This window comes from Skermanella stibiiresistens SB22, assembly GCF_000576635.1.
Taxonomy (GTDB): Bacteria; Pseudomonadota; Alphaproteobacteria; order Azospirillales; family Azospirillaceae; genus Skermanella; species Skermanella stibiiresistens.
Genome location: NZ_AVFL01000038.1, coordinates 1 through 19,221, shown reverse-complemented (window position 1 = coordinate 19,221; position 19,221 = coordinate 1). Strand labels below are relative to the sequence as shown.

General features: G+C 67.1%; 19 protein-coding genes. 13 read left to right on the top strand and 6 right to left on the bottom strand.

Annotation, left to right across the window (positions count from 1 at the left end):
* Nucleotides 1-61: 61 nt before the first annotated feature.
* Entirely contained in the window at nt 62-2,380 is a 2,319-nt protein-coding gene (locus N825_RS37230; protein ID WP_051513633.1) for a PAS domain S-box protein, read from the top strand.
* Nucleotides 2,381-2,656: 276 nt separating this feature from the next.
* On the opposite strand, the gene N825_RS30800 is transcribed toward N825_RS37230, so the two are convergent.
* Entirely contained in the window at nt 2,657-3,187 is a 531-nt protein-coding gene (locus tag N825_RS30800; protein WP_245613282.1) for a hypothetical protein, read from the bottom strand.
* Nucleotides 3,188-3,458: 271 nt separating this feature from the next.
* Between N825_RS30800 and N825_RS30795 the strand changes: the two genes are divergently transcribed.
* The 3 genes from N825_RS30795 to N825_RS30785 all read left to right on the top strand — a co-directional run bounded on the left by N825_RS30795 (nt 3,459) and on the right by N825_RS30785 (nt 6,490).
* Nucleotides 3,459-4,751, top strand: coding sequence for an amino acid deaminase (locus N825_RS30795; RefSeq protein WP_037460216.1), 1,293 nt, complete (start codon nt 3,459-3,461; stop codon nt 4,749-4,751).
* Nucleotides 4,752-4,910: 159 nt separating this feature from the next.
* A complete protein-coding gene (locus N825_RS37225; RefSeq protein WP_051513631.1) occupies nt 4,911-5,783 on the top strand; it encodes a hypothetical protein in 873 nt (290 codons plus the stop codon).
* A 44-nt stretch (nt 5,784-5,827) separates the two neighbouring features.
* Nucleotides 5,828-6,490 carry a Fe2+-dependent dioxygenase gene (locus N825_RS30785; RefSeq protein ID WP_037460215.1) on the top strand — a complete coding sequence of 221 codons (663 nt, stop codon included), beginning with the start codon at nt 5,828-5,830 and terminating at the stop codon, nt 6,488-6,490.
* An 8-nt stretch (nt 6,491-6,498) separates the two neighbouring features.
* On the opposite strand, the gene N825_RS30780 is transcribed toward N825_RS30785, so the two are convergent.
* Together N825_RS30780 and N825_RS30775 are read right to left on the bottom strand one after the other, a co-directional pair.
* Entirely contained in the window at nt 6,499-8,097 is a 1,599-nt protein-coding gene (locus N825_RS30780; protein WP_037460214.1) for a SagB/ThcOx family dehydrogenase, read from the bottom strand.
* A gap of 104 nt (nt 8,098-8,201) precedes the next feature.
* Nucleotides 8,202-8,411, bottom strand: a complete 210-nt coding sequence (locus tag N825_RS30775; protein ID WP_037460212.1) for a hypothetical protein — start codon at nt 8,409-8,411, stop codon at nt 8,202-8,204.
* 144 nt (nt 8,412-8,555) lie between these two features.
* Here N825_RS30775 and N825_RS30770 point away from each other — a divergent pair, with 144 nt between their 5' ends.
* The 6 genes from N825_RS30770 (at nt 8,556) to N825_RS39925 (ending at nt 14,029) form a co-directional block, all read left to right on the top strand.
* The gene (locus N825_RS30770; protein ID WP_037460210.1) at nt 8,556-9,410 is read left to right on the top strand and encodes an alpha/beta hydrolase; all 855 of its coding nucleotides are present in this window, start codon (nt 8,556-8,558) and stop codon (nt 9,408-9,410) included.
* An 83-nt stretch (nt 9,411-9,493) separates the two neighbouring features.
* Nucleotides 9,494-10,675 carry an ABC transporter substrate-binding protein gene (locus N825_RS30765; RefSeq protein WP_037460209.1) on the top strand — a complete coding sequence of 394 codons (1,182 nt, stop codon included), beginning with the start codon at nt 9,494-9,496 and terminating at the stop codon, nt 10,673-10,675.
* Complete coding sequence (locus tag N825_RS30760) at nt 10,672-11,592, top strand: branched-chain amino acid ABC transporter permease (RefSeq protein ID WP_037460208.1); 921 nt, start codon at nt 10,672-10,674, stop codon at nt 11,590-11,592. The genes N825_RS30765 and N825_RS30760 overlap by 4 nt, the downstream gene beginning before the upstream one ends.
* Nucleotides 11,585-12,595: a branched-chain amino acid ABC transporter permease gene (locus tag N825_RS30755; RefSeq protein ID WP_037460205.1), complete on the top strand. Its 1,011-nt coding sequence runs from the start codon at nt 11,585-11,587 to the stop codon at nt 12,593-12,595. The genes N825_RS30760 and N825_RS30755 overlap by 8 nt, the downstream gene beginning before the upstream one ends.
* Nucleotides 12,596-12,598: 3 nt before the next feature.
* Complete coding sequence (locus N825_RS39930; protein ID WP_037460204.1) at nt 12,599-13,339, top strand: ABC transporter ATP-binding protein; 741 nt, start codon at nt 12,599-12,601, stop codon at nt 13,337-13,339.
* A gap of 3 nt (nt 13,340-13,342) precedes the next feature.
* Nucleotides 13,343-14,029: an ABC transporter ATP-binding protein gene (locus N825_RS39925; RefSeq protein WP_037460203.1), complete on the top strand. Its 687-nt coding sequence runs from the start codon at nt 13,343-13,345 to the stop codon at nt 14,027-14,029.
* Here the strand turns inward: N825_RS39925 and N825_RS30740 are convergent.
* Complete coding sequence (locus tag N825_RS30740) at nt 14,026-14,601, bottom strand: tyrosine phosphatase family protein (RefSeq protein ID WP_051513629.1); 576 nt, start codon at nt 14,599-14,601, stop codon at nt 14,026-14,028. The two genes, N825_RS39925 and N825_RS30740, sit on opposite strands and share 4 nt — an antisense overlap.
* Before the next feature lie 131 nt (nt 14,602-14,732).
* Here N825_RS30740 and N825_RS30735 point away from each other — a divergent pair, with 131 nt between their 5' ends.
* From N825_RS30735 to N825_RS30725, 3 genes are all read left to right on the top strand, one after another.
* Nucleotides 14,733-15,845 carry an alpha/beta fold hydrolase gene (locus tag N825_RS30735; RefSeq protein ID WP_051513626.1) on the top strand — a complete coding sequence of 371 codons (1,113 nt, stop codon included), beginning with the start codon at nt 14,733-14,735 and terminating at the stop codon, nt 15,843-15,845.
* A gap of 63 nt (nt 15,846-15,908) precedes the next feature.
* On the top strand, nt 15,909-16,094 hold the full coding sequence (locus N825_RS30730) for a hypothetical protein (protein ID WP_037460202.1): 186 nt from the start codon (nt 15,909-15,911) through the stop codon (nt 16,092-16,094).
* Nucleotides 16,095-16,185: 91 nt separating this feature from the next.
* A complete protein-coding gene (locus N825_RS30725; protein ID WP_037460199.1) occupies nt 16,186-17,577 on the top strand; it encodes a dipeptidase in 1,392 nt (463 codons plus the stop codon).
* 14 nt (nt 17,578-17,591) lie between these two features.
* Here the strand turns inward: N825_RS30725 and N825_RS37220 are convergent, their stop codons facing one another.
* Together N825_RS37220 and N825_RS39920 are read right to left on the bottom strand one after the other, a co-directional pair.
* Nucleotides 17,592-18,380 carry a 3'-5' exonuclease gene (locus N825_RS37220; protein ID WP_051513625.1) on the bottom strand — a complete coding sequence of 263 codons (789 nt, stop codon included), beginning with the start codon at nt 18,378-18,380 and terminating at the stop codon, nt 17,592-17,594.
* A 322-nt stretch (nt 18,381-18,702) separates the two neighbouring features.
* On the bottom strand, nt 18,703-19,221 hold a 519-nt coding region (locus tag N825_RS39920), incomplete at its 5' end, for a hypothetical protein (RefSeq protein ID WP_037460197.1).

The window sequence follows — 19,221 nt, the reverse complement described above, 5'->3', positions numbered from 1 at the left end:
GATGTCCATGTCGCCCAATGCATCGAGGTTGAACCCTTCGGTTTTGGAGCCGTGGCGAGGTATGAGGCTTTCTAGGTTCGTCGAATGGGGTCTGGCCATCTCATTACTCGCCAATCTTGGTCTCGGCTGCCAAGCGCTGGGAGGATCGGTTCCACTGTCGCTGGCCCTGACGGCCGTTCCGGCGGCGATCGGCATCTGGCTGCTCGCCCGGTGCCGCGATCCCTTCCAGGAAGCGCAAATTCTCGGGCAGACATCGGAGATCCTGGAGACGATCGGCGACGCGTTCTACGCGCTGGATAGAAATGGGCGCTTTACTTACTTGAATCCCAAGGCTTTGACGCAGTTGATCAAGCCACCCGACCAGTTGCTTGGCCGCCGCTTCCTGGAAGTCTTCCCCGAGGCCGCCGGCTCGCCGCTCCACGTCAACTGCGGTGATGTGATGAGGGATGGCAAGGCCCGCGAGTTCGTCGGTGTCTCGCCGATCCTCAAGCGCTGGAAGTCCTACTTGATCCTTCCCCGGCCAGACGGCGGCATTCTCGTCCACTCTCGCGACGTCTCGGCGGAGAAGGCCGCAGAGCAAGCCTTGCTGGCGGAAAGGATGAAGTTCGGTGTGGTGGTGGAGCATGTCCCCATCGGGTTGTTGTTCGTCGAGGCGCCATCGGGGCGGGTCGTGCTGGGCAATGTTCCGGCGAAACGCCTGATCGGCCGGTCGGCGAACGACGATCCGTTTCCGGCGCTCGTCGTATGGGAGGCTTACGACGAGTCCGGGCGCGCGATCGAGGACCAGGATCACCCGCTGGCGATCACGCTGGCGACGGGAGAGCCGGCGGAACTGGTGGCCCGATACCGCAGGGGCGACGGAACGCTGGCGTGGATGCGGGTCACCACGGCACCGATCCACGATATGGACAGTACGGTCACGGGTATCGTGGTCGCGCTGGTCGATATCGATGCCGAACGTCGCTCCGCCGAGATCCTGCGCGATGGCGAAGCGCGCTTGCGGCGGGCGGTCGAGGATGCTCCCCATCCGATCATGGTCCACGCCGACGACGGTACGGTCGTCCATCTCAGTCAAGCGTGGACGTCGGCCACCGGCTATGACCGTGATGATCTCGGGACCATCGCGGGCTGGACGAGGCGCGCTTATGGCGCCGAGGCGGAGACGGTCCAGCGCGCCATTCAATCGCTCCACCACCTCGACGGACCGGTCGATGAAGGCGAGAAAACGATCCGGGCTTCGGATGGTTCGCTTCGCGTGTGGAACTTCAGCAGCTCACCGATCGGCAGGGATGCCACCGGGCGTCGCCTGATCGTCACAATGGCGGTCGACCTGACCGAGCGGAAACGGGCGGAGGCACGGCTTCTGCTGCTGATGCGCGAGGTCGACCACCGCGCCAAGAACGTCCTGACGGTGGTTCAGTCGGTCCTGCACCTGACCCGGACGGACAACCCAGCCGACTTCATCGCGGCGGTGGAGGGCAGGCTCGCGTCCATGGCCCGCGCGCACACGCTCCTCGCCGCCAACCACTGGTCTGGAGCCGACCTGCGGTCCCTGATCGTCGACGAATTGGCGGCCTATGGCGGCCCGGGCCGCATGGTGATCGCGGGCCCACCGGTCGCGATCGCCCCGGAGGCCGCCCAGGCCGTAGCCATGAACCTGCACGAGTTGGCGACCAACGCCGCGAAATACGGCGCCCTATCGACGGTGGCCGGTCGCGTCGATGTGGCGTGGATGGTGGAGCCGCCCGATCGCGGCGGCTGCCTGACGCTGGACTGGGTGGAGCGGGGCGGTCCCCCAGTCGCCGCTCCGGAAAAGATCGGCTTCGGCTCCACCGTGCTGCGCCAAACGGTCGAGACCCAACTGGGCGGCCAGTTGACCCTGGACTGGCACCCGGCCGGTCTGATGTGCCGGATCGCGATGCCCGCGGACTGCTTCTCCACATCAGGTGTCACCCTGGTGCCCGAGGGGGCGGTCACGGTCCCGGCCGCCGCGGACGCGGCTCCCGGCGGGCGTGTCCTGGTCGTGGAGGACGAGGCGCTCACCGCGCTGGCATTGGAGCAGGTTCTCATGGAGGCCGGATTCGTGGTGCTGGGCCCGGTCGGGCGGATCGAGGATGCCCTCGATATCTTGGGCTCCATACGGCCCGACGTCGCCGTCCTGGACGTCAATCTGTTTGGTCAGGATGTTTATCCCGTTGCCAACCGGCTGGTCGAGATGGGGGTGCCGTTCCTGTTCTGCTCCGGCTACGCCAGGCTTGACGGCATCAACGACCACTTGAGGAGGGCACCTCACCTGTCCAAGCCGGTTTTGGCGGACCACTTGATCGCCACGCTGAACACCCTGCTTGGCGCTGGCCGCGAAGACAAGGCCGTAGCCTGAGCTCGCCGGGCATTCGAAGGGAAAACTGGGTTGGCCATAAGAAAAAGGCCGCCCGGTTGTTCACCGGGCGGCTCGAGTCTTACAGGGAGGAAACGCTGTCCAGTGGACATCGTGAAACAGACTATGAATGGAGAATGGTTAACATGCTGTGAGCCCGCTCACAGGAATCGGGAAAAATCGGCATGCAGCAACGATTTGTCTTGAGCCACTTCGACGCACCCCAGACCGGCGGATCAGCCTGCCCTTCACGCCGTTCCCACGCGCCCGGATCGGCGATCAGAACTCCTCGAGGCGCTTCGGGCTGCTCTTCAGCAGGTTTTCCAGCATGGTGACAATTTCCTCGATCTCGATGCGCGTCGCCTCCAAGGCGTCGGCGGTCTTGTCGTCGATGCCGGCTTCGAAGATCATCATGTCGAAATAACCATTCACCGCGCCGAACGCCGTCATCTCGTCGGACAGGATGTCCCAGGCGCCCAGCGAGTGCGTCAACGTCAGGGGCGGGTTCGAGAAGAACATGTGGCTCATGTGGGTGAACGCGGACAGCGCCTTCAGCTTCGCGCGGATCACCCACTGATTGAAGCCGGTCGGCAGGCTCTGCTCGACGCGGGGATAGCGATCCTCGACCGTGAAGATCAGGCTCTGGATGCCGAGATAGTTTTCCCGGACCTTCTTGTAGTGGAGGAAGGTCTTGATGACGCCCCGGCTGGATTGGCGTTGCAGATCGGCGATGTCGTCGGCGAGCGTGCGCGCCATCCCGATCACGATCTGGACGTCCTTGCGGTTTGGTGCTGTCGAAGTGTCAGTCACGGCTGATCCGTTGCCTTCCCGGGTGCTACCAAAGCTACCACATTGGCGACCGGTCGGAAACAGGCCGGAGTGCCACCATCGCGCCTCGACGCTCCGTTCGGTCTGTTCGATGCGTGCGATGATCATCGGTGTCCCCCTTGTCGCTGGCAATTGAGACAAAACGCATCGTCCGCCCGGATGATGCCGGCCATTGGCACTGGGACCGGCGTCGCCTACCTTGCGTGCCCTAACAGCTTCAACGCGGCAACGAGGTTCAGGGAAGGGGAGGGGCATGACGGACGGCGGCGTGACCATGATCGACGGCAGAACCAAGGGCGTTCCACCCGGCGTGGAGCCCTTTCCGCTGGCCGGGATCGGCGGCAAGGGCTGGAACGTGTTGCGCGAGGACATGACGTTGCCACTGGCCGTCCTGAAGGATGCCGCGCTCGCCCATAATGGCCAGTGGATGCGCCGCTTTCTCGACCTGACGGGAACCGCGCTGGCGCCGCACGGCAAGACGACCATGAGTCCGGCGCTGTTCGATCGGCAGCTGTCCGACGGCGCTTGGGGCATGACGCTGGCGACGGCCCAGCAGGTCCGCGTCGCCCGCGAGGCGGGAATCCGGCGCATCGTTCTGGCGAACCATCTGGTGGGCCGTCAGGCGATCGACTATGTCGCGGCCGAACTCGCGTCGGACCCGGATTTCGACTTCTTCTGCCTCGTCGACTCGATCGATGGTGTGGAGCGGCTATTGGCCCGCCTGAGGGAGGTTTCGCCTGGCAGGCCGTTGCAGGTCATGGTCGAGATCGGCGCCGCCGGAGGCAGGACGGGCTGCCGCGACGACGCGGGCGCGCTGGAGGTGGCGCGCGCGGTCAAGCGGGCGGAACCCCTCCTTACGCTACGCGGTGTCGAGGGCTATGAAGGCATGGTCCGAGGCGACGGAGACCAGGATCGCGACGCGGCCATCCTGGCCTATCTCGATCGCATCGTAGCCGTGGCGTCGGACTGCGCGGCGGCGGATCTGTTCGGGCCGGGACCGGTGATCCTGAGTGCCGGCGGTTCCGCGTTCTACGACATGGTGGCCGACCGGCTCGGCAAGGCGAAACTGGATCGCGAGACCTTGGTGCTGCTGCGCTCCGGCTGCTACCTGACGCACGACAGCGACTCCTACGCGGTGATGTTCGAGCAGGTCCGCTCCCGCATGCCGGAGGTGGATGGGCTGGGGCGTGGTCCCGCCGCCGCCTTGGAGGTCTGGGCCTATGTCCAGAGCCGGCCGCAACCCGACAAGGTCATCCTGACGGTCGGCAAGCGCGATATTTCCCACGACGCCGGGATGCCGGTGCCGATCCTCTGGTTCCGGCCCGGCCATCATGGGGCGCCGGTCGAAGCGCCGCGCGGACTGGTGGTGACCGAACTGAACGACCAGCACGCCCATGTTTCGATTCCGGAGCGGGTCGATCTCCGGGTCGGCGACATGGTGGCGCTCGGTATCTCCCATCCCTGCACGACGTTCGACAAGTGGCGGGTGCTGTATGTGGTCGATGACCGCTACGACATCGTCTCGGCGGTCACCACGTGGTTTTGAGTGGGACCGCTCTGGCCGGTGGTCCGTCGGACATCCAGGGATGATTCTAAAACGTCGGACCCAACGCTTGGCATTGCAAAGAGGCAGCGAGCCGCTCTATCTTCGTTGAGGAGATTGCGAATGTCTATCATTCGCGTACAAAGGGAAGGCTTTGAAACGATGGCTGGTTCAAAGGTCAAGATTTGGGTCGGGCTTGGCACGTATGTGCTGGTCAGCAGTGCGGGAACCGCGTGGGCCGAGGCGCCCAAGGGCGATCAGCACAATGCGCATGGTGTGCAGATCGCCCAAGCCGCCCATGGACACGGCGGCGAAGGCGGTGAGGGTGGCGAAGGGGGAGAGGGCGGCGAAGGGGGCGAAGGCGGTGAGGCCGGCTCCCCGGCACTGGCCGGACTGGACGAGGAGCAGGCGTATCTGGCGAACATCGCCATGATCAGGGGCCACATGAACGTCGGCAACGAGCTGTTCGCCCAAGGCCGCGCCAACGACGCGCTGCCGCACTTCCTCCACCCGGTCGAGGAGCTCTATGGCGAACTCGAGGGCGTCATCAACGCGAAGGGCGTTTCCCCCTTCAAGGCCGATCTCGACAAGCTCTCCGGCATGGTGAAGCGCAAGGCGTCGGTGGCCGACGTCCAAGCCCAGACCGAGGTCGTCCTGACCCGCCTGACCGACGCGACCGCGGTGGTGCCCGCCACCAAGCAGACCGATCCCACCTTCGCCCTGCCGGTCGTTATCGGCGTGCTGCGGGTGGCGGCGGACGAGTACGAGGGTGCCTTCGAGGGTGACGTGATCGCCAACCCGGTTGAATACCAGGATTCGCTTGGCTTCGCCCGAGTCGCCAACGCCTGGGTCGAACTGATGACCCCGACCTTGACGACCAAGGACGCCGAAGCGGCCAATACCCTGCGGCAGGAGATGAACACCCTGTTGACGACGTGGCCGAAGGTCACGCCGACCCGCAAGGCGGTCCGGTCCGCCGGCGAGATGTCGGGCATCGTGTCCCGCATCGAGTTCGCGGCCGCCCGGCTGCGTTAGACCTCAAGCTTGGGAAGTCGGCGACGGCCGGTGGAGAAAACCAGATGATCCTCTGCATCGCGCAAGTGCTGCCGCCCGAACTGCTGGCGGATGTCACCCGCCACCTGACCGACGCGCGTTTCGTCGACGGTGCCCGCACCGCCGGCTGGCACGCCCGTCTGGTCAAGCGGAACGAGCAGCTGTCGCCGTCCGACGCCGCCTACGCCGACGTGATCCGCCGCGTCAACGCCGCGATCGAGGAACACCCGCTGTTCCAGGTCGCGGCGCGGCCCAAGGCGGTCCGCCCGGTCATGATCAGCCGGTACACGGCTGGCATGGAGTACGGGACCCACGTCGACGACGCCATGATGGGAGGTGTCCGGACCGACATCTCCTTCACCCTGTTCCTGAGCGATCCCGACAGCTATGACGGCGGCGATCTTGTGATGGAGGGGACCGGCGGCGAGCAGTCCTATAAACTCGACCCCGGGTCGATGATCCTCTACCCGTCGGGAGCCTTGCACCGGGTCGATCCCGTCACGCGCGGCGCCCGCGTCGCGGCGGTCGGTTGGGCACAGAGCCTCGTCCGCGACGCGGCCAAGCGCGAGATCCTGTTCGATCTCGACACCGCCCGCCGGGCGATCTTCCAGAGCCACGGCAAGACGGCCGAGTTCGACCTGATCTCCAAGAGCACGGCCAACCTGCTGCGCCACTGGGCGGAGGCCTGAGGGCGACGTCAGCGGTCGAGGTGGCAGTAGGCTGGCTCCGTCGCGATGCGGAGATCCTCCACCGCCGTGCCGACGGTGAAGTGATACAGGCTCTGCCAAGCCATCGCCCCGCCGTCGATGCCCAGCATGTCGTGGACCGCGTCGTCGAAGAAGCAGCCGATGCCGGTGCCGGACACGCCGGCCGCCGTCGCCTCCAGGTAGAGCGTCTGTCCGATCAGGCCCGCCTCCCAGAACAAGCGGCGGTAGGCCCAATCGCCCTCCTCGTCCAAGGTCCGGCTGAAGTCGGCGATCATCCCCAAGCTGAATGCGCCCTTGCCGGCGATGGCTTGCAGGCAGCTGACCTTCGAGGCGGCTTTTTCCAAGTCGGCGGGAGCCAGTCGGTACAGCGCCGGTCTTCCGTTCCCTCCGACATCTTCCCAGAGGAACACCGGATCGCAAGCCTCCCGCAGCGTGGGCAGCGAGGCGGGGTCGCGGACCAAGGCGTAGAGGCCTCGGTCCAAACCCTCTACACGGTGGATGAACAGGAACAGCGCGAGGCGGGGCGCCCACGGGAAGCCGCTCCAGGGAACGCGAGCGGGGTCCGGCAGCGTGGCCGCGAGCATGCGGTCGAAAGCGGCGCGATCAAGCGTGCCACCGGGGTCCATGCGCATCACGCTGCGCCGGTGCCGGATGACCGATCCGGCGGGCTCATTCGGATGGGGCAGGGTGGGCGCCATGACCGGCTGACCGGGTGGCGCCGCTCCCGGAGGCTTGGCGGTGAAGCTCAGGGCCAGATCGATCGCCGGCCAGGGGTCGTGGTCCTCGCTCAACCGGTTGGCCCGTCCCCGCCACGTGCCGGACGGGCGTTCCGGCACGCGCTGGTCGCAAGCTGGCGAGGGGTGGACGAGGGCCAGCAGGTCGGGATGTTCCCGCTCATACCGGTGGCCGGCATCCTGGCGGTGCAGACCCAGCCAGTTGGCGACCTGGGCGTCACCGGGTTCGGCCAGGACGGTCAGCCGCCAGCCGAGGCACGCGGCGGCGTAGCCAAGCGAGCCGATGGCGTGGCCGACATCGTGCTGGCAATAGCGGAAGGCACGCTCGCCGTACTTCCACGCCTCACGCCATACGACCGAACTCAACCCCACCAGGAAGCCGCCCTCCGGCAGGTCCGGGGCGGTGTCGAAGACGCAGCGTTCCTCCAACGCGTGGGCATCCACGGCGTAGTGATAGAGCGCCGGTTCCTCACCGATCCCAGCCAGCGGGGGTAGCGCCACGTAGCCGATGGTCGGGTGCAGGTTGCCGCTCGACGGGTTGTTGCGTACGGCCCAGCGGGCCCCATCCACCGCCTTCCACGCGCTGAGGCCCAACCCCAGTTCCAGGAACAGCCCGAGCGTGTTGGCGCCGAGCCCACGCGGCGTCGCGTCGTTCCACTGGCCGAACGCCGGGGTCGGCTGGTCCAGTCCGAGCGGCAGGTCGATCCGCCGGGCGCCCTCGAATCGGCGGAACGGGTTCGGCTGCGATTCCCAGTCCAGGAACGCCGGTCCCAGTGCGTAGCGGTTCGGAGCGTGCTTGGACCGCTTGTGATATTCCCGAATGTCGCGGGGCAGGCGGTCGTCCGGAACATCCATGGCGATACCGCCCTCGTTCGGCGTGTGATGTCGTGGCGCTGGTGCTACGCTGGCCGCTGGGCTGGAACGGGGTCGACCGGTCGGCGGCCGACCCCGTCTCGGTCTCAGGCCGCGTCGGCCAAAGTCGAGCGGGCGAGTTGGAGAGCCTCGCCAATCGCCTCGACCTGCTGGCGGGTCAGCGTGACCAGCCGGTGGGTGACCGCGTCGGGCGGATCCTGGATCAGTTCCAGGTTCTCGAACGCGGCGAGGATCTTCAAGGCTTCGGCTTGAAGGAGTTCCAGATGCTCGATTCTCTCAAGAGGGGTTCTGTTCATCGTGCCGCTCCGCCGTTCAGGTGACTTGATCCGCGAGATGGGTGGTGACGCCGTCCACATCCGGAGTTTAACCCTATCCGCCAAGGGGAGGTTTGGTCCTTTTCGTCGCGGCGCTTGGCGCACCGAGAGGGTGGGGAGGCCGGCATGTACCGTCACCTGACCAGCCAGGACGCGATCGACCGCGAGTACAATCCACGCCTGCTCGCCGCGGACATGGGCGCGGTCGTGGCGGGCTGGGCCGAGCGGAGCGCCGAGACTCGGCGGACCTGCGGCCATCGGCTGCGCCGCTCGTTCGGGCCGACGCTGGCCGAATACCTCCACGTCTTTCCGGCCGACGCGCCGAACGCGCCGATCCATGTCTTCATCCATGGCGGCTACTGGCGGGCCTTCAGCGCCGATGATTTCAGCTTCGTCGCCGAGGCTGGGCTGAACCGCGGCGTCACCACCGTGGTGATCAACCACGACCTGTGCCCGCGCGTAAGGATCGCGGAGATCACCCGGCAGGCCCGGGCGGCCTTGGCCTGGGTTTGGCGTAACGCGCCCGATTTTGGCGGCGATCGGCGCCGGATCGTGGTATCGGGCCATTCCGCCGGCGGTCATCTGGCCGGCCGGTTGTTGGCGACCGACTGGGAGCGGATCTACGGTCTGCCCGCCGATGTGATCAAGGGAGCCCTGCCGATCAGCGGGCTGTTCGACCTGGAGCCGCTGCGCTGGTCCTGGCTCCAGCCGGTGCTTCAATTGACGGGCGACGATGTCGCGGGGGAGAGCCCGATCCGCCGCCTTCCGTCCCGTCCAGTCAGGGTGATCGCAGCGGTGGGAGGGCTGGAGAGCGCGGAGTTCCACCGCCAGACCTCCGACTACGCCGACGCCCTCACCGCCATGGGCTCCACCGCGGAGATGCTCGATATCGAGGGACGCAATCATTTCACCGTCCTGGACGACTTGGCCGATCCCGCCGGGCCGCTGTGGCTGGCGGTGGAGCGGCTATTGAACGGATAGGCTTGCGGATTCAGCGAGATACCGGCAAATAACGCCGCTAAACTGCGGCAACCAACGCGTCCGGACAGGGAGTCCCCCCGATCATGAATTCCGCTTCCCGCGCCACCGCCGCCTTCGTGGCGGCTGGCCTCGCCTGCTTCGCCTCTCCCGTCACGGCTCTGGACGGAGAGGTCAAGATCGGCATGATCACCACGCTGTCCGGTCCCGGCAGCGGGCTTGGCATCGACGTGCGCGACGCTTTCGCGCTGGCGCTCAAGGACCTGGGCGGCACCCTGGGCGGCGTGAAGGCCACGGTGATCGAGGCGGACGACCAGCAGAAGCCGGATGTCGCCAAGCAACTGGCCGACCGCATGGTCGAGCGCGATAAGGTCGATGTCGTCACAGGCATCATCTGGTCCAACCTGGCGCTGGCCCTGATGCCGAGCCTGGAGCGGGCCGAGGTCTTCCTGCTCAGTCCCAACGCCGGACCGTCGCAGCTGGCGGGCAAGCAGTGCAATCCGTTCTTCTTCGGCGTGGCCTATCAGAACGATGGCCAACACGAGGCGATGGGACAACACATGCAGTCCCAGGGAATCAAGCGCGCCTATCTGATGGCGCCGAACTATCCGGCGGGCAAGGACGCGCTGACCGGCGTCAAGCGGTTCTTCAAGGGCGAGGTCGTCGGCGAGGTCTACACGACGGTCGGCCAGCTGGATTACGCCGCCGAACTGGCGCAGTTGCGCGCGGCGGCGCCGGATGGCGTCTACATCTTCTATCCCGGCGGCATGGGCATCAACTTCGTCAAGCAGTACGAGCAGGCTGGCCTGAAGGGCAAGGTGCCGCTGTTCGGCCCCGGCTTCAGCTTCAGCGAGGATTCGCTGCCGGCGATCGGCGACGCGGCGCTGGGCGTCATGAACACCGCGCAGTGGAGCGGCGACATCGACAATCCCCAGAACAAGAAGTTCGTCCAAGGTTTCGAGGCGGCCTACGGACGGCTGCCGTCGGTCTACGCGGCGCAGGCCTATGACGTGGCCCTGCTGCTCGACAGCGCGATCCGCAAGACGGGGGGAGCCCTGGCCGACAAGGCCGCGCTGCGGGCGGCCTTGCAGGCGGCGGACTTCAAGTCGATCCGGGGGGACTTCAAGTTCAACACCAACCATTATCCGATCCAGGACTACTACCTGCGCGAGGTGGTCAAGGATGACAAGGGCCGGCTGACCAACGTGATCCGGGGCACCGTGTTCGAAGACCACGCCGATCCCTATGCCGCCGAGTGCAAGATGTGAACACGCTTCTGCTGGTCGAGCAGGGGCTCAATGGACTGCAACTGGGGGTGATGCTGTTCCTGATGGCGGCGGGGCTGACCCTGGTCTTCGGCATCATGGACATGATCAATCTGGCGCATGGTTCCCTCTACATGATCGGAGCCTACCTAACCGCGACGCTGACGCCGTTGGTCGGGAGCTTCGTGCTGGCGATGGTGGTGGCCTTGCCGCTGGCGGCCCTGATCGGCATGGCGGTCGAGGTGGTGGCGCTGAGGACGCTGTATCGGCGCGAGCATCTGGACCAGGTGCTCGCGACCTTCGGGCTGATCCTGTTCTTCAACGAGCTGGTGCGAATCGTCTGGGGTCCGCAGCCGATCTTCCTGAAGCCGCCGGACTGGCTGGCCGGCACGGTGGAGATCATCCCCGGCGTGCCCTATCCGGCGTTCCGGCTTGCGATCATCGCGGTCGGGCTGGCGGTGGCGGGTTTCCTGTACCTGCTGATCACCCGGACGCGGACGGGCATGCTGATCCGCGCCGGCGCCTCCAACCGGGAGATGCTGGGGGCGCTGGGAGTCGACGTCAAGCGGTTGTACACCCTGGTGTTCGGGCTGGGCGCCGCCTTGGCCGCCTTGGCGGGGGCCATGGCCGGGCCGATCCTGGCGGTGCAGGTCGGGATGGGCGAGAGCATTCTGATCCTGACTTTCGTGGTGATCGTGATCGGCGGGTTGGGCTCCGTCCGGGGCGCCCTGGTCGGGGCGCTGCTGGTCGGCATGGTCGATACCTTGGCGCGGGCGCTGCTGCCGACCGTGCTGCGGACGATGATGCCGCCGTCGCAGGCCGATGGCATGGGCGCGTCGCTGGCGTCGATGACGATCTATATCCTGATGGCGGCGGTGCTGGCCTGGAAGCCACGCGGGTTGTTTCCGGCCCATGCTTGAGAGAACAAACGAGGGGAACAAGCGCGAGACGGCGGCGGTCCTGATCGGGCTGGCGCTGCTGGTGGCCCTGCCGTTCCTGGCGGACGCCATCGGCAAGGGTTTCTACGTGACCCTGTTCACCCGCATCCTGATCCTCGGCCTGGCGGCGGTCAGCCTGGACCTGATCCTGGGCTATGGCGGCATGGTCAGCTTCGGCCACGCCGCCTTCGTCGGGATCGGCGCCTATGTCGTCGGGATCCTGTCGTGGCATGTCTTCGACGGCTCGCCGCTGATGACATGGCCGGTCGTGATCGAGGGGACGGAAAATGGTTTCGTCGTCTGGCCGCTGGCGGCGCTGATGGGGGCCCTGTTCGCGCTGGCGATCGGAGCGATCAGCCTGCGCACGACGGGCATCTCCTTCATCATGATCACCTTGGCCTTCGCGCAGATGCTGTTCTATCTGGCGATCGGCCTGCGGACATACGGCGGGGAAGATGGCATCGCCCTGTACAACAAGAGTGGGCTCGGGTCAAGCATCGACCTGTTCGACAAGACGACGTTCTATTACGTCTGCCTCGCGATCCTGGTGGTGTTCGTCTGGCTGTGCCGCCGGCTGACGCGCAGCCGGTTCGGCATGGTGGTGCGGGGAGCCAGGATCAACGAGCGGCGCATGAGGGCGCTGGGCTTCTCGCCGTATCGGCACAAGCTGACCGCCTTCGTGATCTCGGGAGCCGGCGCTGGGCTGTCGGGCGCCCTGTTGGCGAACGCGGCGGAGTTCGTCGGTCCCGCATACATGTCGTGGCAGCGGTCCGGCGAGCTGATCGTGATGGTCGTGCTGGGCGGCATGGGGACGCTGTTCGGGCCCGTCGTCGGTGCCGCGGCTTTCCTGCTGCTGGAGGAGGGACTGGCCGATCTGACGGAGCATTGGCAGATCGTCCTGGGCCCCGTCCTGCTGTTCGTCGTGGTGTTCGCCCGGCGCGGCATCTGGGGATGGATCGCCGGGCCGGCGCGGGAGGATCGATAGGCAATGCTGGAGACCCGGGACCTGTACAAGCGCTTCGGCGGGCTGGTGGCGACCAACCACGTGTCGCTGTCGATCGAGGCGGGCGAGCTTCACGCCATCATCGGACCCAATGGCGCCGGCAAGACGACGCTGATCGCCCAGCTGGCCGGGGAGCTGCGGCCGGATGGCGGCGCCGTCCTGTTCGATGGGCGGGACGTGACGGCCCTGCCGGTCCAGCACCGGGCCGCCGCCGGGCTGGCGCGGTCGTTCCAGATCACCAGCGTGTTCCCGCCGTTCACCGCGCTGGCGAACGTGGCGCTGGCGGTCCAGGCCCATGCCGGCCACAGCTTCCGGTTCTGGCGGGATGCCGCACGCGACGGGCGGCTGACCGGGCCGGCGCGGCAAGCCTTGGACCTGGTCGGGCTGGGGCCGCGCGCCGATGTTCCGGCCGAGTTGCTGTCGCATGGCGAGCGGCGCCAGCTGGAGATCGCCATGGCGCTGGCGACCGGGCCGCGCATGCTGCTGCTGGATGAGCCGATGGCCGGCATGGGTCCGGCGGAGGGCGCTGGGATGGTCGAGCTGCTGCGGAAGCTGAAGGGCCATTACACCATCCTTTTGGTGGAACACGACATGGACGCGGTCTTCGCGCTGGCCGACTGGATCACCGTGCTGGTCAACGGCGCCGTCATCGCCACCGGCACGCCGGACGAGATCCGGTCCGACCCCGAAGTGCGCCGGGCCTATCTGGGCGAGGAGACAGTCTGAGCGATGCTCCTACTCGACGATGTCCAGACGTATTATGGCACCAGCCAGGCGCTGTTCGGCCTGTCCATGGAAGTCGGCTCCGGCGAGGTCGTGACCCTGCTGGGGCGGAACGGCATGGGCAAGACCACGACGGTGCGGTCGATCATGGGCCTTACGCCGCCGCGCGCCGGGACGATCCGGTTCGACGGCGCCGTGATCTCCGGCCTGCCGGCGTTCCGGGTGGCCCAGGCGGGGCTGGGGCTGGTGCCCGAGGGCCGGCAGATCTTCGGAAACCTGACAGTGCGCGAGAACCTGATCGCGACCTCCAGGCCGGGGCCATGGGACCTCGCCGCCATCCACGACATGTTCCCCCGGCTGCGCGAGCGCGCCGGCAACATGGGCAACCAGCTGTCCGGCGGCGAGCAGCAGATGCTGGCGATCGGCAGGGCGCTGATGACCAACCCGCGGCTTGTCATCCTGGACGAGGCGACCGAGGGGCTGGCCCCCATCGTCCGCCAGGAGATCTGGCACTGCCTCGCCCGGCTGAAGGAGGCCGGCCAGTCGATCCTGCTGATCGACAAGAACATCGAGCCGATGCTGAGGCTGGCCGACCGCCACTACATGATCGAGAAGGGCCGGGTGGTCTGGTCCGGAACCTCCCCGGAACTGACCGCGCGGCCGGAGCTTCGGCAGCGCTATCTGGGAGTTTAAGCGGTCGGCAACTCGTGGGCTCGGCCGTGGCGTCCGATCTGCTCGGCGAGGTCGGGGTAGGCCGCGGCCACCTTGGCGTGGTGGGCGCGCAACTCGCGGACCAGGGCGCCGGAGCGGCCGAGGATCTCGTCGGCGATGCCAACCATCAGGCTGTTGGGCCAGCTGCGCGGGCGGACGCGGGTCAGTTCCCGGAAGACGTCGGATTCGCGGCCCGGGTTGTTCTGGGCCATCAGGATGACGGCGGTGGCGGTCGAGCGCGAGACACCGGCGTGGCAATGGATCAGCAGCTGGTCCGCCTTCTCCGCCAGCAACTCCTCGCCCAGGGACAGGATCTTGCGGACGTCGCGCTCGCACGGGACGGTCATGCCGGGGTTGGTCCGGACCGTGTCGTCGAACCGCCACAGCACACGGCGGTGCGGCGCATAGGCCGTGAAGTCCTGGGGATCGGCCCGCTCCGGGTCGAGGATCGACACGACATGGGTGAAGCCGGCCTGGGCATGGCCGGCCAGTTCGTCGAGGCCGCAGATGGTGATGCGGTAGGGGAGCAGGGGTGTCTCGATCTCGGTCGTCATCGGTCCTGGCGCTTTCGGTTGTCGCTCGTGGAGGGAAGCTGGCCTGTCCTGCGGTTCAGGTCAACCTTGCGTGAAGTCGGCTCGATGTGTTCAATCCCAGGAGGGCGCTTCAAAGCCCAACGGGGGGAGACATGATGAACCAGTGGATCAACAAGGCCCGCGCCGTCGGCGTGGCGCTCGCCCTGGCCTCGGCGCCGGTGGCGGCTCCGGAGGTGGCGCTCGCCGACAAGCGGGGCGAGCCGGAGCATCATCGGTTCGAGCTGGGCGACTTTCCGCTGGAGAACGGACAGGTCATCGAGAACGGCTTCCTGACCTATGTCACCCACGGCCAGCTGAACGAGCAGGGCAACAACGCCATCCTGGTGCTGCCGTCGCTGATGGGCACGCACCATCGCCACGACTTCCTGATCGGGCCGGGCAAGGCGCTGGACCCGGAAAAGCACTTCATCATCGCGGTCGACACGATCGGCAATGGCCGCGCGATCTCCCCCAGCAACAGCGAGAGCCAGCACGGCATCGCCTTTCCCCAGTTCTCGATCTGCGACATGGTCACGGCCCAGCACAAGCTGGTGACCGAAGGGCTCGACCTGGAACGCCTGCTGGCCGTGGTCGGCCTGTCGATGGGCGGCATGCAGACCTACCAGTGGGCGGTCCAGTACCCAGACACCATGGCGGCGATCGTGCCGATCGTGTCGATGGGCAGGACGACGCCCTGGGTCACCGCGATCTGGGAGAGCCTGCGCCAGACCATCATGGCCGACGCGGCCTGGGACGGCGGCGATTACGTCGAGCAGCCGGAGAAAGGCTTGCGGGCCGCCGCCGCCCAACTGGAGGTCTGGGTCCGCCACTGGGACGGGCTGGACCGCCAGTTCAAGGACAATGGCGAGGTGATCGGGTGGCTGGACGCCAAGACGGCCGAGACCGCCAAGGCCTGGGACGCCAACGACCTGATCTATCAGACGCGCGCCGAGGATCTGCACGACATCGCCAACGGCGGCGACTACGCGGCGGCGTTCCGCAAGATCCAGGCGCGGGCGCTGCTGATGCCCGGAACCCGCGACCTGCTGCATCCGCCGTCCGACGCGAGGTTCGCCGCCAAGCACATACCGAAGGCGAGTTTGGTGGAGATCGATTCGGACCAGGGGCATATGGCCAGCGGGGTGATACCGGCTGACATCAAGTTCGTCAATGCGACGATAGCGCGCTTCCTCAACGAGGTGTTCACGGACTTGGTCAGGATCTGAATCGGGAACGGGCATGAGGCTGACGTGTTGCCATGGGGAAACCTTCAACGCGGAGGAGACACCATGCGTGAGACGCTCGACGACGTGCTGGACATCCGGGAACACGTGATGACCGGACCGATCCCGCCGACCCCTGGCATCCCCGATACCGACAACCCGGCCGACCCCGACGCGCCGCCGCCGATCGACGAGCCGCCGGCTCCCATCCCGGTGCCGCCGATGCACAATCCACCCGGCCCGCTGACCTGACCGCAGGGCTTATCTCGAACTATTGCCGGTGGCTTCGGCATCTGCTTTGGTATCGCATAGTCCCTTAATCCCGCAGAACCGGATTGACACCATGCTCGCCGTAGCCCCCGTGCTGGACCATCTCGACCGTGATTTCGACGGCGCCGTCGACCGCCTGTGCGACCTGCTGCGCATCCGCAGCGTCAGCACCGATTTTACGTACAAGGACGAGACGCGAAGCGCCGCCCAATGGCTGGCCGACCAGTTGACCGGCATGGGGTTCGAGGCCAGCCTGCGCGAGACGCCCGGCCATCCGATGGTGGTGGCGCACCATCCGGGGCCGCCGGGTGCAACAGGGCCGCACCTGCTCTATTACGGCCACTACGACGTGCAGCCGCCCGAGCCGCTGGAGCTGTGGAACAGCCCGCCGTTCGAGCCGACCATCGTGGACGCCAAGCATGGCAAGCGGGTGGTGGCTCGCGGCGCGGTCGACGACAAGGGTCAGGTCATGACCTTCATCGAGGCGTTCCGCGCGTGGCACGCCGTCCACGGCACCATGCCGGCCCGGATCACCGTGCTGCTCGAGGGCGAGGAGGAGACCGGCAGTCCCAACCTCGTCCCGTTCCTGGAGGCCAACCGGGAGGAGCTGGGCGCCGACATCTGCGTCGTGACCGACACCAACAGCTGGAACATCGATACGCCGGCGATCACCTACATGCTGCGCGGCATGCTGTACCTGGAGGTGACGCTGCACGGGCCGAGCCACGACCTGCATTCCGGCCTGTATGGCGGCGGGGTGCTGAACCCGATCAACGCGCTGACCCGCGTGCTGGCCCAGATCCACGACGACCAGGGCCGCGTCCAGTTCCCCGGCTTCTACGACGACGTGACGCCGCTGTCGGAAGCGGAGCGCGAGCAGTGGCGCGGCCTGGGCTTCGACGAGGACGGATTCCTGGCGGGTGTCGGGCTCAAGACGCCACGCGGCGAGGAGGGCTGGAGCACGCTGGAGCGGGTCTGGGCGCGGCCGACCTGCGACATCAACGGCATCTGGGGCGGCTATACCGGAGCCGGATCGAAGACGGTGATCCCGGCAAGGGCCTCGGCCAAGTTCAGCTGCCGGCTGGTCGCGGGGCAGGACCCGAAGAAGATCCTGGCCGGCATCCGCGCCTTCCTGGACGCAAGGACGCCCGCCGATTGCCGCTGGGACGTGACGACGTTTGGCAACTCGCCCGCGATCAAGGTTCCCGCGGATTCGCCGCATCTGAAGAAGGCGATGGCGGGGCTGGCCGACATCTATGGCAAGCCGCCGGTGCTGATCGGGTCGGGCGGCTCGATCCCGGTGGTCGGGTATATCCAGCGCATCCTGGGCTTCGATTCGATCCTGGTCGGCTTCGGGCTGGATGACGACCTGATCCATTCGCCCAACGAGAAGTTCGAACTGGCGTGCTACCGCAACGGCATGCGGTCCCACGCCGCCATCCTGGCCCGGATGGCGGAGGGCTGAGTTTGTTCGAAAGCCTAGGGTTGGTGGGGGCGGAGGCCGTAGGGGTTGTGGGCCGGTTCGATCCGCTTGAGGTGGACCAGCCGGGCGAAGATCGAGACGGGTGTCCGTAGGAACAGTTCCAGGATATCGACCACGGCGGCGCCGCCGTCCCACATCTCCAGCAGGCGTTCGTCCTGTTCGGCGGTCCAGGGCTGGCCGCGCCGCAGCGGTTCGGGGCAGCGCTCGCGCTTGACCTTGACCAGGCGCGGATCGAACGCCTTGCGCGCCGACTTGAGCGCCGCCTTCTCCCGGTTGATGGCGGAGCGGACCGCCTTCCGCTCCTCCGCCGTCAGGTCGGGCAGGCTCTCCAGCCAGCCATGGACGGTGCGGCAGGCCAGCGCGTCGGCCGCCGCGCGGTGCCACGGCCCGGCGGCGACGTGACCCGCCCGCTCCGCCGCCAAGGACAGCTTGAGCGCCTGACCCAGCTTGCGGCGGCACAGCTCCACCGTGCAGGTGCGCTCCGCGATGTTGGCCGCCGCCTCTCCGACCACGGCCAGATCAAACTGGACGTTATGGGCGACGAAGTGGGACCCCTCCAACAGGCGGGAGAGTTCCGGCAGGATCTCGTCCCAGGTGGGGGAGTGGGCGACCATCTCGTCGGTGATGCCGTGGATCTGGGTGCAGAACGGCGTGATCGGGTGCATCGGGTTGACCAGCTGGTCCATCAGCACCGTGCCGTCCTGGTCGATCACCGCGATCTCGACCAAGCCACCCGGCCCGTTGACGGCCCCGCTGGTCTCGGTATCGACGTAGACTATCCTCATCAAGCTCCCCGCTTCCTCACGCTCCACACTATGTAAGCGGGTTTGGCCGTTTTCGGAACCACATGTTGGAAGATGCCGCGGGGGTTGGGGGTGGGCGGCAGTTCCGGGAGGTATGGGGACATTCCTGCTCAATGGATCCCCGGATCAAGTCCGGGGATGACGATTTTTAGGTATTATCGGAAGAAAATACCCCTATTCCGTCATCCCCGGACTTGATCCGGGGATCCATTGTACGGAAACGCTGACCGATCGCCTTGGCCATTCCTTACGTTGCCGCCCATGGGGGCCGGCAGTGGCCGGCGCCCCGTTGGGTTGGCGAGGGTCAGGCGTCGAAGCCGGCCGCCGGGTCGGTCAGCAGGGCCAGGATCGCCCGTTCGACCCGCTTTTTCCGGTTGCGCGCCAGATCCTGCCGTTCCCGCAACTCATCCAGGCCGGAGCGGCGCGACCAGTCCCCTTGACGCTTCCGCTTTGCTTCCCACGCGACGACACGGGTGTGATGCAGGGCGGCCAACGCCTCGTGATCGGCGGGAGCGGCCACCAGGGCGCGGTGGTGGACGGCCTCGAAATCCGCCAGCGCCGGACGGGCCGGCAGGGTGTCGGGAAGGCCGAGCGCCGCCAGATCCGCCCGCGTCCACTCGGGCCACCGGCATCGCTCGCGTGACAATGAGGCTGGCGGCCGCTCCCATGGCGGCATCCGGGACTTGGCCTGGGTGATCGCGGCGTCGAGGGCGCGGAGTTCGGCCGCGGCCTCGCGGTGGCGGAGCAGGAGGCCGGCCAGCGTGTGGCGTGACGCCGGTGTGGCGAGCGGCGTGGGGACGGGGGCGGTGGCCGGAGTGGCGCC